Below are 14,876 nucleotides of genomic sequence, written 5' to 3' on the forward strand. Positions count from 1 at the left end.
CTCACCCCTCCTAATCCGCAAACGGACCAGAATGTCCCAACATCACGCTGTTGGGCTTTGTAAAAACTGTTATTCCGTAAGAATATGATGCCACCAGATCCACTTTATTCAGTATAGCCCGAAGAAAATTCTTCAGATCCCAAGACCAAATATTCTGCTCCCAAGACTAACAATTGATTTTAGTCTCTAGTGGAAAGTTACGAAACACCTATACACTCTTAGTCATGACGCTCTCATCCTTCGACCCTGCCACTTGGCCGAAGTCCTGCCTGTTCTAGAGCAGCGGTCCTGGGCGCGGGCCACGCTGGTGCTCGCCCTTGGGAGAGGACATGGAGATCACCCGGGCCCTGAGCAGGCGGCACTTACTGCCCTTTCAGTCGTATCGGTGCCGTTGGATTGGTGGCGTATTCGTGTAAGCGCGCATTTGGTCGCACTCTGACGGTTTGTCCGGGTCGGTATCCCTGATACAGGTTTCTCAGGGTTTCATTTTCAGACCGAAGGCGATTAGATGCCAGATCTTTTCCAGAATGGTCCGCAGGACAGCACCCGGTCCGTTCTGGTCGCCCTGCTGGCCTGCGGCGTTGTTATTAGCGCGATCTGGATTCTCAAACCATTCCTGCCAGCGACGATCTGGGCCATCACGATCGCAGTTACGACTTGGCCCATGCTGCTCCATCTTCAAGGCTGGGTTGGAAACAGCCGACGAGCAGCCGTTTCCTTGACCATTCTGATCGCGATGGTGCTGTTCATCCTGCCGTTGTGGCTCGCCATTACGACAGTCTCAAGTCACTTCGACGATATCGCCGCCCTCGCCTCGTCTGCGTCCATTCTGCGTCTTCCGGATGAGCCCAGGTGGCTTGCACGACTTCCTTTGATTGGACCACATATTGGTCCGTTGTGGGCCAGGATGCAGCATATGCAGTTTCCGGAAATGGTCAGGCAAGTCATGCCGTCTCCTGAGACCTTGATTCATAGTTTTCTGGCTTATGCGGGAAGTTTCAGTCTGCTCGCCCTCCAGTTCGTGCTTACGTTAATCATTCTGGGCGTACTTCTCATGCGCGCTGAATCGGCAATTGCGGTCGCTGAGAGTCTGGTGAGCATTCTCGCAGGCAGCCGGGGACGGGAGATGCTTCAGCTTGCCGCTTATACGATCCGGGGTGTTGCATTCGGCGTCACGGTAACGGCGGTCGTTGAAGCCGCTGTGGCGGGGATCGGGCTGAAACTCGCAGGTGCGCCATGGGTCAGTATTCTGACAGCAGTCACCTTCATGGTCTGTCTGTTACAGGCGGGCCCTGGTGTTACCCTGATCCCGGCCGTGATCTGGGTCTATTTTGATCAGGGGCTGATGCCCGCAGTGCTTCTGTTAATTGTGACTATTATCACGATCATCATCGATAATGTTTTGCGCCCGTTTCTGATCCGCAAGCAGGCCGATATCCCGCTCATTCTCATCATGCTTGGCGTCATCGGAGGTCTTGGCGGCTTGGGACTGGTCGGGATCTTCATCGGTCCGCTGATCCTCTCCGTCGCTTATACCCTGACCAAGAGCTGGATTAACGACTCCCGAGCTAAAATCTCGCCTTTGCCGCCCAATTCATTCCACTAGCGTTTTCTGTGCTGAATGAATCGGTAAGGATTCCTAGGATGGCGCTGATCTGATTCCAAGAGACGACCGGGATAAGTGACAGATTCGGAAAACCCTTCTTTCGCATTTTTATACGCAACAATATCAATGATTTATGTTTATAAATCGACCAAAAAAAAAGGAGGTTTTTCGAACCCTCCACATTGTGGTTGTCTCTTCGATACCTTTAAAGCCAGTTATGCTCTTGAGATGCTTCCTGTGCTAAGAAGACATCCTCAAGGGAGGGTATTATGCCAAACCTCAAGGGAGGGCGTAAAAAACCAAAGCAGACTGTTAAGAAAAAACCTTTTCGTCTCAATGAAGCGAAGAAACTAGTCGCTCCGGTGGTGATCATCACGGGCCTCTTTCTCGGGGCAATCGGAATGCGCGGAGTTTTTCTAAATCGGGCCTCAGCCACGTTGGGCGGCCCTTATACGCTCATCGATATGCACGGTCATTCTCTTACGGAGCGTCAATTCCGAGGGCGCTATACACTGATTTATTTTGGGTACACACACTGCATAGATGTCTGCCCGTTAACCCTCGCGACGGTCACACAGGCTCTCGATCTCATGGGAAAAGAGTCACACCAGATTGTGCCGATTTTCATCACGGTTGATCCATCGCGTGATACTCCTGAAGTTGTTGCCGATTATGTCAGTCACTTCTCTCCCAACATCGTTGGACTTACGGGAACTGAATCTCAGATCCACGCAGTTATTGACAGTTTCCACGTCATGGCGCGACGTCGTGGCCCTTCGGCGGATCATATGTCCTCAGGCTATCTTATGGATCATAGTTCCGTTCTTTACTTAATGGATGGCGATAATCGGCTTGTGTCCGTTCTGCCAGTCGACACAAGCCCAGAGGAAATCGCCACACGATTGCGCCGCCTCGTCCCTGCCAGTTAGTTACGGCGTACGGCGGTCAGCTCGGGAAAGCAGGGTTGCAAGACAGAGAAGCAAAAGAGACGCTCCAAGTTCTGGCAAGAGTAACCCCAGTACAATCAGGATAACCAACGCGCCCACGCCCATCTTCTTGTTGGGATCGACAGGCGGCACTCCCAGCCTCCCTGGGGGTTTGCGCCTAAACCACAAGACAAGTGCTGCGATGCTCATCGCAAGTAATCCGACCGCTACAAGAAAATTCAAAAACTGATTGGCCTTCCCGAACAGCTGCCCTTCATGCGCCGCAACTCCATAACCGATGACCCGATCAGTCCATGCTTTCTCTTCAAAACGATGGACTGACCGTACCCGACCAGAGGCCTCTATCATCGCACTGATGCGGTTGGGACGGTTCTGCGTGTCGGAACGAACAGTCCACGCTGTTTCTCCCGCTGAAGGTGGCGTTACGAGAACAGGTGCCGGAAATCCGAGTTGGGACGCCGTCATGACCACTTGGTTCAGGCTGTCTGATAAGGGGCTGTCCGACATCGCCATGGGCCCCATATCCATACCTGGCATTGTATCGGTCTGCTGGGGCGAGACCGAGCGCCCTGCAATCCGATTGCGTTCAGAAACAGCTCCGATGTCCCAGTCAGGAACCGAAGTCAGGCGGCTGAATTGTGTTTCCACACGAGCCAGGGCGTGCCCCCAAACAAAAGACCACGGCAAGCCGGAAACTAGAAAAAGCACCAAAAACGAGGAAACCCATAACCCTGTTACCGCATGGAGGTCTCGCCACCGGACACGACCGTTTCGGGTCATCCGTGGATAAAGAATACCCGCCAGGCTCTGCATCCGGCGCGGCCACCAGAGATACAGGCCTGTAGCAATCAGAACGATTATCCAGGACGCCACCATTTCCATGATGATGGAACCAGTATTCCCCAATAACAGCTGGCCGTGCAGTTTAAAGATGATGCGCTCAAAACGGTCTTCTTCAGGAAGCTGTTTGAGAACCACGCATGATGTCGGATCAACATACACGCGTATGGCTGTACCCTGACGATCAACGATCACCCGGGCAGCACCGAAAGTCGTCTCTGGAAGTTCATAGGCTAGAAAATGGCTGCCAGGGACAGCATGGAGTGCGGCCCTGACTTCCTGTAACGGGGTTGAATGTGTCGTACCGCCTGCGAGATGATCGTAACGCCAATCAATCCAATGATCCACCTGCGGTTTGAACAGGTAAATTGACCCTGTGAGGCACAGCAACACAATAAAGGGAAGACAGAAGAGACCCGCAAAGAAATGCCATCGCCAGATCGTTCGATAATCGGGCCAGACTGGGGCTCTGGAAGCGTTCATCATCATGGATACCTTCAGAACTTGATCCGCACGCCACCAAAGAACGCTCTTGGCGATCCGGCGTAGATTGAGCCTGTCTTATTGGCCAACACACTTCGCCCAGCCTGCTGCCCGGTCGAGAGGAGTGTATCGCTGATGTCAGTCGCACCTGCGGCATAAACCTGATTGGTTACATTCTGTACTTCGAAGTAGCTGTGCAGACGGTGAGCCCAGCCCAGACGTTCTGGAGGGTCGTAATGAATCTCCAGATTGAGCAATGCGTATGAGGGGGCTTTCAGAATATTGGCATTGTCGAGGTAAAAGGAACTCCTCCACGTCACTTCTGCAAAACCTCCCAGCCCTTGCAGCCATCCGTCTGGCTGATCATAGAGAACACGCGCATCAAAAAAATGCGGCATAACACCGGGGATGAGGTTCCCCTTCCGCGAGAAATTCCGCGCCATCGTGCTGTTGGACAGGGTCTCGGTGTATTTCGTGTAGATCTGGTTGTCATAGGTATAAGACAGCTTCAGCCGCGCACCGGGCAGAGAGGCACGCAATGGCTGCCATGTCGCGCTCAGTTCAATGCCACGATGCTCTGAGGCCGGGGCGTTGAAAGTATAGCTTCCCGCGGGTGTATTGACACCCGCCGACTGGCTGACAAGTTCGTTCCGGTAGAACTCATAAAAGCCCGTCGCCTGAATATTGATGCTGGGCGACGGATGCCATTCGGCCCCCAAGTCAAAACCGAGACTCGTTTCGCTCTTAAGCTGCGTATTGTTCCCGTAGGTTCCCTGAGGGGTTACGAAGAAACTGGAATAGCCGGGTGTGGCATAAGCTGTTCCAACACGACTGTGCAAAGTCCAGTCTTTGGTTGGTGTATAAACCAGCGATGCTTCAGGTGCGAGATTGAAGAAGCGTCGATTGGCCGTAATATTCTGCAAAAAGGTTGAACTTGCCGATCTATTGTAGAGCGTCTGAACTGCTCCAACATCAGATTGCGTCCCACCAAGTCCGATCACAGCATGCCAAAGCGGAGAAAACTGCCAGTCTTCCTGAAAGCGGAGGCCGATGTTCCACTGATGTCCGTATGACGTGGAATTCAAAGCACCGCGGGTCGCGCCGCCTTGCGGGGTCAGATTATAGACCTGATAGCCATAATCCATATAGTCGAAGCTGGCACCGACAAAACTGGTGAGGGGCGTCTTTCCGATACGGCCGCGGTTCGTCAGATCCGTCTGCACATTATAGGAATTAAACGGTCCGACAAAAGCCGTTGTCGAAGTTGGCTGATCGGTATGACGTTGATCGTAAGTAAACTGAGTATGCCAGGTTGTTCCCGGATCAAAGTCATGCTCCCATCGAAGCCCCACAATGCTGCGTCGGTCAAAACGACCCAGCCCTGCCTGCTGCGGGCTCACTGTCTGGCGGGCTCCATAGGACCCATTCACCAGAAGATTGACCGAGGCGCATCCAGCCGCGGCCGATGCCGCATTGGCACAACCATTTTGATAGGGATTACTACGAAATTGATTCAGGGAGAGCCGTAACGGCAGTGATGTGTCCGTGACGTTATTGACGAACTTTAGAATGAGGCGATCTGATGAGGTCAGATTAACCCGCAGCCGCATATTCTCGGTAGACGTGTTGTACTGGCTGTTCGCAATGAAATCGTTACTGCGCACGTCGCTGCCAAACAGCATGAAGTCGTAGCGTTTATTGCCTGCACCAATCGTTATGTAGTTATTGAACAGGCCGAAGCTGCCAAAATCTGAACCCAGTTCCAGACCATGAATGTCAGCGCCGTTCCGGGTGCGGAAATTGATCGCCCCGTTAATCGCGTAATTACCATACAGCGTAGAGGCTGGTCCCTGAAAGACGTCCACGCCCTCATAGGCATGCGGATCGATCAAATCTGCCCGGGCCGTACCGTCTGGTTGCGTCATGGGAAACCCATCTTCCGTAACCTGAAGGTTCTTCAGACCATAGGACTGACGTGCACCCGACCCACGGACGGAAACGACGCTGTCACGCGGCCCATTACCTTGCAGAACAGTTACCCCAGGAAGGGTTGCGACCATATCAGCGACCGACTGTGCTGCCCTGTGTGCGAAATCTGTACGTTCCGCGCTGTAGGTTGTTTCACCGGTTGGATGAAGTCGTGCAGAGCCACGCGTCGTACCGCGAACCAGAATGCTTTCGACATTCTGATGTGCAGAAGACGCAACTGCGGCTGTTTTACGAGGACGCGCCTGAAGAGGTTGTGCATGAGCTGGAAAGGCTCCAAGAAAAACGCAGCCAAGCACCAGCGAGCCGAGAGGACGGCTTGATTCAAAAGAAGTATTCATGTGTTCGTTCTGATCTGAAAAACGCAGAAAGCCTTCCATCGCAGATGCGATAAAGGCGCTAAGTTTTTGTCAGATCAGGTTAGGAGGTCCTTGAGCATAAATGCCCGATAGCCGCCATAGGGGAGGCCCCCGCACGGGCGGGAAACACCAGAAAAAACTCCGCCCTGTCACAGACAGGACGAGGAAAACAGCAGCGACGCATCCGATTATCAGGATCGTCAACAGGTCGTCGACCACTGCAATCCCATCACCAACATCCGCTGCGTGATGATGATCAGGACTATGCGGACCAAAATCCTGGCTGTCGCAAAGGGTCGACAAGTTGGTGAACTGTTTTAACGGATCGTTGAGCAGAAACTGCGGTAAAGGCAGACTTCCAACGCTGAGGCGAATAATGATGGCAAGCAGAACCAGCGGCCAAAAGACCAGACTCCCTCCGCTATGCCGCGCACTTCGCATCATTCTTCTTCATTTAAAGCGGCTTGCAACACTGCGCCAGATGGAAATGTATTTTTCGACCGTTTGGGTTGTGATGCACGAAGCCCCAATAACGCCAACGCGGGGATTCAGGGGCATTGGCCTGCAGGTGCCGAGACGGGCGAAGGGCAGCTTCAGCCCGGTAGGCTAACGCTCTTAGTGGTACCAGCCGGCGCCCGTGCAGAAGAAGCGGCCGAGGCCTACAGTGAAGATCAGACAACCATAGAGACTGTGTTCTCCTTATGGGTCCCCCTTTTTCGCCGGCTGCTTGGCTATGACCTCGAACGAGCATACTGTCGATCATGTGTTGTCAGTCATCGGTCAGGCTGAGTTCGACCAGCGTTTCCAGCAAGGCATCCCAGACGCCTTGCTCAGCCCATCGACGGAACCGGACATAGACCGAGTTCCATGTTCCGTAGCGCTCGTGCATGTCCCGCCATGGGCAACCGACACGCAGGACATGAAGCATTCCATTGAGAAACAGACGATTATCCTGTTCTGGTCGTTAGCAACGGCCACTTTCAGGCGTCAGCAAGCCGCCAATGATTGCCCATTCCTCGTCCGTCAGATCGCCACGTATCCACAAGTCTCCGCAAAGACCAGTTTTGAATCACGTCCCAAACCGTCTGAAAAGACCCTCTGTCAACACAACCTAACACCGCGCCTTTCACACAGGCGAAGCATCCGCTGCCTTCATGATGCTTTCCACAAAATCTCCGAAATGGCGCGCCTTGGCTGTCATCATCCGCCCTGCGGGAAAGACAGCCCAGAGATCGATCGAAGGCAGAGTCCACGCTTCGAGAACACGCACGACCGCTCCGTTTTCGAGTTCCGGTGCAAACATCCAGTCCGACGCAATGGTCAGGCCCATATCCGCCAGAACGGCCGCCCGCAGCCCCTCGGCCGCACTGACCTTGAGCCGTCCGCTGACAGACACCGACACCGCCGCACCGTCGCGCAGGAATGACCACACACTCGGTAACTGGCTATAAATAATGGCTTCATGGTTCGCCAGATCCGCAGGAGAGCGAAGCCTTCCGGCATGCTTGAGATAGGCAGGCGTGGCGAGAACAGAACGTCGACCCGTTGCGACCTTCCGGGCGATGGCGGTGGAATCCGAAAGCGTTCCCATCCGCAGGGAAATATCGACGCCTTCCGCCACAAGGTCGATCATTCGGTCATCAAGAATGATCTCCACTGTCAGGTGGGGATGTTCTGCCAAAAACCTCGGCAATTCCGGAATAATGTGCAGCCGTGCGAATGTCGTTGCCGCCGAAACCCGCAACCGGCCTGACAGACCCGCACCCGCTCCCTTGGCTGCAAGTTCCGCTTCATCAGCCTCCTGAATGGCATTGCGTGCCCGCTCGTAGAAATTCTGCCCTGCCTCGGTCGGCGTCAAACCATGCGTGGAACGGATCAGCAGACTCACCTGCAGGCGGGCTTCAAGCTGTGCGATGGTCTTGGACACCGCCGGTTGCCCCACCCCAAGCTGCCGGGCAGTTGCCGAGAACGAGCCTGTATCCACCACGCGGATGAACGTGGCCATTGCCTGATAACGGTCCATGATATTCCTCCAGGGAATGATCCTTATCGCCCCAAGCCATCTGACATGTCGAGTATGGAATAGGCATCTCTTGTGCATCACCCCGGACAAACCGGGTTTTGCAGGATCTCAGAGATGTTCGGTTCACTCATACGCACCATGTCCGGCCCCATCGTCACAGACAGTCTTCTGGCTTTTCACCTGTCAGGCAGCCTGCTGAACGTCGTCTCGATCCTAATCGGGCATGTCATTTCCGGCCCGTCATCTTCAGATCGTGGAAAACTTACCGACGCAGCACCGAGGCTTTACGGACCTACCGATTGCCCAAGCGCCGGAATCTCCAGAGGACGATTATTCCGGCACGGAATGACCAATAGTCCTCCATGCCATCATCCCTGAAAAACGCAGTCGCCCTAACGTCAGGCGTCGCCTCATTCCAAAGGAAAGAACAATGTCTCTTCAAGCAAAACTCGATGCCTTCAAAGCAGACTTCGAAGCAGGCAGGCCGCCTTACAATGTTCCCACGTCAGTCATCGAAGTCATGCATCGTGCGACCGCTGAACTGGTGGCTTCAGGTGCAGCCGAAAAAGCTCTCAAAGCTGGCGACAAGGCGCCGCCTTTCACGCTGAATGATCCGGATGGCAATCCGGTGTCCTCTGCCGATCTGCTGGCAAAAGGCCCGCTGGTCATCAGCTTCTATCGCGGCGTGTGGTGCCCGTACTGCAACATGGAACTTCAGGCCCTTGAAACGGCGCTTCCGTCTTTCCGCGAACTGGGAGCGAACCTGGTTGCCATTTCCCCACAAACAGCCGTGAACAGCCGCAAATCGGTCCGTCAGAACCATCTCGACTTCCCGATCCTGTCAGATACGCATAACGACGTTGCAGCCGCATTCGGCCTGCGGTTCGCGCTGCCGGACTACCTCGTCGACCTCTACACCAACCTGAAAAACGATCTTCCATCCTTCAACGGTGACGACAGTTGGACCCTGCCGATGCCCGGCCGTTTCGTTATCGGACAGGACGGTGTGATCCTCTATGCCGAGGTCAATCCGGACTATACCCGCCGCCCGGAACCGGAAGACATGCTCCCTGCCCTTCGAAAAGCAGCCCAGTCTCCGGCAAACTGACCCTTAGTCTTCTGGCGTCCGGGTATAACCTTCTCGTTCGGGGTCATCCCGGTCGCCATCAGACGAAAATTTTTCCTGTATCGGCCCAAGGGAAGTGGCACATGATTGATTTTTTCTATGGTCCGGGCCCGAACCCGCTCAAGATTGCGCTGTTTCTGGCTGAAACCGGCCTGCCCTTCAAAGCCAGACCCGTCGATACTTATCGCGGCGCCCAGCATGATGCCGCATTTCGGGCCCTCAATCCCAATGGCAAGGTGCCGGCCCTCGTGGATACGGAAGGTCCAGAAGGCAGGACTGCGATCGTGTTCGATTCCACAGCCATTCTCCTTTACCTCGCCGAAAAAACGCGACAATTCGTCGGAGAAGCGCAGGACCGCCCCCAGCTTCTGTCCTGGCTGATGTTTGTTGCAACAGGTCTCGGCCCTTTCTCAGGACAGGCTGTGCATTTCCAGAATGCCGCCCCCAAAGGGCTGGACTACGCGCTCAATCGATATCGCCGGGAAGCAGAGCGGCATTATCAGGTTCTGAACGATCATCTGGAAGGGCGATCTTTCATCGTCGGCGATCGTTATACCATCGTCGATATGTCCGCATGGGGCTGGCTGGACCGGGCCATGAGGGTCATGAACACTGAAGACCGTCCTCTTGAGCGCTGGCCCAATCTTGTCCGTTTCATGGACATGATCAATGCTCGCCCGGCCGTTCAACACGCGCAAGCCATTATGAGCGGACACGCCTTCAAAACCACAATGGACGAAGAGGCGCGTCAGGCCATGTACCCGACCAGTTTTTCCCCAGCGTCAAAAGGAACAGTGTCATGAGCGAACCTTCCGATTATACGCCGCCCAAAGTCTGGACCTGGACGGCACCAAGCGGCGGCAAATTCGCCAGCACAAACCGCCCGACAGCAGGCGCGACACACGAACAAGCGCTCCCTGTCGGACGACACCCCCTCCAGCTCTATTCCCTTGGCACGCCCAATGGCGTGAAAGTCACGATCCTGCTCGAAGAACTGCTTGCTGCGGGTCACACGCAGGCCGAATATGACGCATGGCTTATCCGTATCGGCGAAGGCGACCAGTTCGGCTCCGGCTTTACGGACATCAATCCCAATTCCAAGATTCCGGCTCTTGTCGATCACAGCGGCGATCAGCCTCTGGCCGTTTTTGAATCCGGGTCGATCCTGCTGTATCTGGCCGAGAAATTCGGTGCCTTTCTTCCCAAAGATATCGCGCATCGGACAACGTGCCTGAACTGGCTTTTCTGGCAGATTGGCAGCGCGCCCTATATCGGCGGCGGATTTGGACATTTCTATGCCTATGCCCCGGAGAAAATCGAGTACGCGATCAATCGTTTTGCCATGGAGGCCAAACGGCAACTGGACGTGCTTGATCGGCGCCTTGCGGAAAGTCCTTTCATAGCAGGGCCAGACTATACAATCGCCGATATGGCCATTTTCCCGTGGTATGGTGGCCTGGTGGAAGGCTGGCTCTACAATGATTCGGCCACGTTCCTGAGCGTACAGGACTATCCCCACCTCAAAGCATGGGCAGACCGACTTCTGGAACGCCCAGCCGTGCAACGTGGACGGATGGTCAACCGGACATCCGGAGCCCTCTCCAGCCAGCTTCATGAACGTCACGACGCCTCCGACTTCGAGACAAAAACGCAGGATCGCCTTGAGAGGCAAAAGGAAAACTCTTCAAAGCCCTGACCTCACCGCTACGGCCCGCTTTCCCGATGTCAGCCTTGCTGTAATGCAGGGCTGACATTCCATGCACACCCTCCTATTATATCTGGAGCGCTCGATCGGCTGAAAATATAACTTTATACCATCACTCGGCAGGACATGATGAACGCGCCTCCGTCACATCCCCAGAATACTATCCTTCTGATCGAAGATGATCTGGATACAGCCGATTACATTGAAAAAGCCCTGTCAGGACCACACACCACAATCAGCATCGTTGCGGATGGACAACAGGGGAAAGACACGGCCATATCAGGCCACTGGGATTGCATTATCCTCGACCGACGCCTGCCACGCCTCGACGGGCTTTCCATCCTCAAAGACCTGCGCGCCATCGGTATTCAGACGCCGGTTCTGTTCCTGACAACAATGGACGGAATTCATGACCGTGTCACCGGACTGAGAAACGGCGCCGACGACTACCTCGTGAAGCCTTTTTCCGTTCAGGAACTCTCCGCACGTCTCGAAAACCTGCTGCGCAGAACACAGCAATCCTATGATCAGACCCGTCTGGTTTTTGCCGACCTTGAAATTGACCTCCTGACGCGTGAAGTCCGCCGGGGTGGAGAAAAACTCTACATTCAGGCGCAGGAACTCAAACTTCTGGAATATTTCATGCGGCACCCACACATGACACTGTCACGCGAAATGATACTGCAAGCCGTGTGGGACATCGACTTTCCAGTCCATACCAATCTGGTGGACACCCATGTCAGTCGGCTGCGGGAACGTCTGGGCAGAGACGCCCCGCCCCTCCTCCAGACACTCAAGGGACAGGGCTATATGTTGAAGCGCATCTAGCATGCCAGCCTCTCATCACAGCGCCCCGCTCCGCCTGCCGGTTTTACGCAGCTCATCCTTTCGGATCATCGCCATGTTCGCGGGGTGCTTTCTCTTCACAGGCATAACCGTAACCGCGTTCTCCGGCTATCACAGCCAACGCCTGCTCTCACAGCAGACAAAGCGCATTGTCGCAAATGAACGCGACGAAGCCCTGTCCGAAGCACAGGGCCAAGACGTCATACATCTTCAATCCACGGTCAAAGAACTGGTCCTGAACGAACCAGGATTTTACTATCTGCTACAGAATGCGCAGGAACAGGTTGTCGTCGGAAATATGTTTCATCTGCGCCCCATCGCGGGCTGGAGATGGCTGTCATGGACGCATCGGACGCACCCGCCTGACCATCATCCTGTCATCGGTTACGGAACCGCACTGAATGACGGCGGTTACTTCTTTGTTGGAATTGACGCAACCCCCCTCCAGTCGCTCCGGCACGATCTCTGGCTGACACTGGCCTGGAGCGCACTCATGTTCCTTCTGATCGGACTGGGCGGCGGATTTCTCCTCAGCCGCCTTGTGCTCGGCAGGATCGAAGTCATCAGCCAGACGGCCCGCAAAATCATGCGAGGCGATATTTCCCAAAGGCTTGCCCTGAATGAAACAGGCGACGAATTCGATCATCTCGCCCACAGCCTCAACGCCATGCTCGACAGAAACGAAACACTGATCGCCAGTGTCCGTCAGATCAGTGACGACATCGCACATGATATGCGACGCCCTCTGGCACGACTGGGCCAGAATCTCGACAAGGCCCAGACCGCCACGACCCATGACATCCAGAACACTGCGATCACACAGGCGCAAAACAATCTTCAGGACGCACTGGAAATTTTCTCGTCTCTTTTAAGACTTGCACAGCTTGAAGCCGGAGACCGTATTCCCGATCGCCAGACACTGATCGTTGCAGATCTTTTCAACACGCTTGCTGACCTCTATCAGCCCGTCGTACAGGAACAAGAACAGACACTGACAATTCTCAGCCCCGCCCAAAACCTGACACTTGACGGCAACCGCATTCTTTTAACGCAGACACTCTCCAACCTCATCGAAAATGCCATCAACCATTCACCATCAGGAACGGTTATCACCCTGTCAGCTCACATGCAGAACAACAGGATTATCATAACCGTTTCAGATAATGGCCCCGGCATTCCCGCCGAAGACCATGAGCGCGTTTTCGAAAAGATGGTCCGGCTCGACACCAGCCGAACCGTCCCCGGTACCGGATTAGGCCTCAGCATGGTCCGGGCCATCGTGAACCTGCACAGAGGCTCGATCCGGCTTGTGGATAATCATCCCGGCCTCCGCTGCGAGATCGTTTTCCCTACATCTTGAAACTCAACTGGAACGTCACCGCACGCCCCGCAGCAATGCGCGAGTAATTGGTATAGATCCGATCATAATAACGCTTGTTTGTCAGGTTCTGTAAATTGGCCTGAAGATCCAGAGTCCGTGTAATCTGATAATCCGCCACCATATCAAGGCGCACATATTCCGGCACCCATGTCAGATTATTAACGTTGGTATAGCGCTTGCTCATATATGTAATACCACCGCCCGCCTTGAGATGCGGCAACACGCGGTATGTGCTCCACAACGCCACGGAATTTCCCGGCGTATACGGAAACCGCTTCCCCACATTCGCATGCGTCGGCCCACCATTGAGAACCGTACTGTCAAGATACGTCCAGCCGCCGAACATTTCCCAACGTGGCGTTATGTTCCCCGCAACGTTGATCTCAGCACCACGAACCCGCTGGGTTCCCGCATTGATCTGATTGCCATATCCATCAGAAACCTGCGCATTCGTCATCTTGCCGTCAAACAGAGATCCGGTGATCGAAAAACGACCGTTGAACAGATCCGCTTTCGCTCCAACTTCGATGTTTTTGCCATTCTGCGGCGCCAGCTTGGTATTCGCCGTCGACAAAGCAATCTGCCCATCCGCACCGGCATCCACACCCACAGGGTTGGAGGCGGTCGCATACGAGAAATACAGACTGACCGGCTTGATCGGTTTATAAACCGCACCGGCCTGATAATTGATGAAGCTCTGATTATTACTCAGACCCACATTCCCCTGCACGGCAGACGTCATGAAACGATCAAACCGCACGCCTCCGTTAATCAACAGATGATCGTGCCACATGCTCATCGTATCAAACGCATAGGCAGACCCGGTATCGACATTGGTATTCAAAGGCGCGATCCCCGGCTCGCCAACAGAATAAGAGCCTGTCCAGGGATTTGATGAAGTCCAGCGCCCTGCATTCGGTGCGAGAATACAGTTATAAGCGACGGTGCATGGACCGCCATTCCGGAGGTTATTTCCAGCAGAATCCTTGATGTAATATTCATTACGGGTCAGACGCTCACGCGAGACTTCAATTCCCGTATTGATCGCATGATGAACAAATCCGGTATCGAATTTCCCCGACACCATGGCTTGTTCCTGAAAATTGTCCGTATGGAAAAGTCCTGATTTCGCCTCCAGCAAAATGGTCTGGTTTGCCGGAGACGCGCTCTGCCACTGGGGGTTGGTCGCAATGTAATCATATTGCGTACTGGTCCACTGCAACGTATTGCGAAAGACGAAATCATGCCACAAATCACGCTCAAGTATGATCTGCCCCAGGTCCGTGGTGCTCCGTTCAAAATCGCGACCCTGCAATCCCAACACCGTATGCCGGGGAATATTCAGCGGCTCATGCGTCGTTTTACTGTAAGGCGCTGAATAATCCGGCATGTCGAATGAATAGAGATGGTAATACCCCAACGTCAGCCGGGTCGGTGTGCCAAGCCCGAATGACAGGGAAGGCGCAACACCCCATTTGTGCCCACCCGCTGGCGCCCGCCCTGCCGTATCTCCATCATCCCCCATCGCATTCAAACGAAACGCCGTGGAAGAGCCAATCTGGCGATTAATATCA

At 54.4% G+C, this 14,876-nt stretch carries 12 protein-coding genes and 1 pseudogene; 7 read left to right on the plus strand and 6 right to left on the minus strand.

Annotation, left to right across the window (positions count from 1 at the left end):
- Positions 1 to 508: 508 nt before the first annotated feature.
- Both JK213_RS03015 and JK213_RS03020 read left to right on the plus strand, forming a co-directional pair.
- Positions 509 to 1,606, plus strand: a complete 1,098-nt coding sequence (locus JK213_RS03015) for an AI-2E family transporter (protein ID WP_194261780.1) — start codon at positions 509 to 511, stop codon at positions 1,604 to 1,606.
- A 269-nt stretch (positions 1,607 to 1,875) separates the two neighbouring features.
- On the plus strand, positions 1,876 to 2,535 hold the full coding sequence (locus JK213_RS03020) for an SCO family protein (RefSeq protein ID WP_194261779.1): 660 nt from the start codon (positions 1,876 to 1,878) through the stop codon (positions 2,533 to 2,535).
- Here the strand turns inward: JK213_RS03020 and JK213_RS03025 are convergent, their stop codons facing one another.
- From JK213_RS03025 to JK213_RS03045, 5 genes and pseudogenes are all read right to left on the minus strand, one after another.
- The gene (locus tag JK213_RS03025) at positions 2,536 to 3,882 is read right to left on the minus strand and encodes a PepSY domain-containing protein (protein ID WP_194261778.1); all 1,347 of its coding nucleotides are present in this window, start codon (positions 3,880 to 3,882) and stop codon (positions 2,536 to 2,538) included.
- 8 nt (positions 3,883 to 3,890) lie between these two features.
- Positions 3,891 to 6,203, minus strand: coding sequence for a TonB-dependent receptor domain-containing protein (locus JK213_RS03030; RefSeq protein WP_228125393.1), 2,313 nt, complete (start codon positions 6,201 to 6,203; stop codon positions 3,891 to 3,893).
- Between the two features lie 69 nt (positions 6,204 to 6,272).
- Positions 6,273 to 6,665 (minus strand): hypothetical protein, encoded by a 393-nt coding sequence (locus JK213_RS03035; RefSeq protein ID WP_194261776.1) that lies wholly within the window; start codon positions 6,663 to 6,665, stop codon positions 6,273 to 6,275.
- Between the two features lie 325 nt (positions 6,666 to 6,990).
- A pseudogene (locus JK213_RS03040) lies at positions 6,991 to 7,173 on the minus strand (transposase); the annotation flags it as partial.
- A 174-nt stretch (positions 7,174 to 7,347) separates the two neighbouring features.
- Positions 7,348 to 8,244 carry a LysR family transcriptional regulator gene (locus JK213_RS03045; protein ID WP_194261775.1) on the minus strand — a complete coding sequence of 299 codons (897 nt, stop codon included), beginning with the start codon at positions 8,242 to 8,244 and terminating at the stop codon, positions 7,348 to 7,350.
- A gap of 430 nt (positions 8,245 to 8,674) precedes the next feature.
- Here JK213_RS03045 and JK213_RS03050 point away from each other — a divergent pair, with 430 nt between their 5' ends.
- The 5 genes from JK213_RS03050 (at position 8,675) to JK213_RS03070 (ending at position 13,281) form a co-directional block, all read left to right on the plus strand.
- The gene (locus JK213_RS03050) at positions 8,675 to 9,352 is read left to right on the plus strand and encodes a peroxiredoxin-like family protein (RefSeq protein ID WP_194261774.1); all 678 of its coding nucleotides are present in this window, start codon (positions 8,675 to 8,677) and stop codon (positions 9,350 to 9,352) included.
- 101 nt (positions 9,353 to 9,453) lie between these two features.
- The gene (locus tag JK213_RS03055) at positions 9,454 to 10,173 is read left to right on the plus strand and encodes a glutathione S-transferase family protein (protein ID WP_194261773.1); all 720 of its coding nucleotides are present in this window, start codon (positions 9,454 to 9,456) and stop codon (positions 10,171 to 10,173) included.
- Positions 10,170 to 11,066 carry a glutathione-dependent disulfide-bond oxidoreductase gene (gene yghU / locus JK213_RS03060; protein ID WP_194261772.1) on the plus strand — a complete coding sequence of 299 codons (897 nt, stop codon included), beginning with the start codon at positions 10,170 to 10,172 and terminating at the stop codon, positions 11,064 to 11,066. Before JK213_RS03055 ends, yghU begins: the two co-directional genes overlap by 4 nt.
- 135 nt (positions 11,067 to 11,201) lie before the next feature.
- Complete coding sequence (locus tag JK213_RS03065; RefSeq protein WP_194261771.1) at positions 11,202 to 11,903, plus strand: response regulator transcription factor; 702 nt, start codon at positions 11,202 to 11,204, stop codon at positions 11,901 to 11,903.
- A gap of 1 nt (position 11,904) precedes the next feature.
- Positions 11,905 to 13,281, plus strand: a complete 1,377-nt coding sequence (locus JK213_RS03070) for a HAMP domain-containing sensor histidine kinase (RefSeq protein ID WP_194261770.1) — start codon at positions 11,905 to 11,907, stop codon at positions 13,279 to 13,281.
- On the opposite strand, the gene JK213_RS03075 is transcribed toward JK213_RS03070, so the two are convergent.
- On the minus strand, positions 13,271 to 14,876 hold a 1,606-nt coding region (locus tag JK213_RS03075; protein ID WP_211571270.1), incomplete at its 5' end, for a TonB-dependent siderophore receptor. The two genes, JK213_RS03070 and JK213_RS03075, sit on opposite strands and share 11 nt — an antisense overlap.

It is taken from the genome of Gluconobacter sp. Dm-44 (assembly GCF_018256175.1).
Lineage (GTDB): Bacteria > Pseudomonadota > Alphaproteobacteria > Acetobacterales > Acetobacteraceae > Gluconobacter > Gluconobacter cadivus.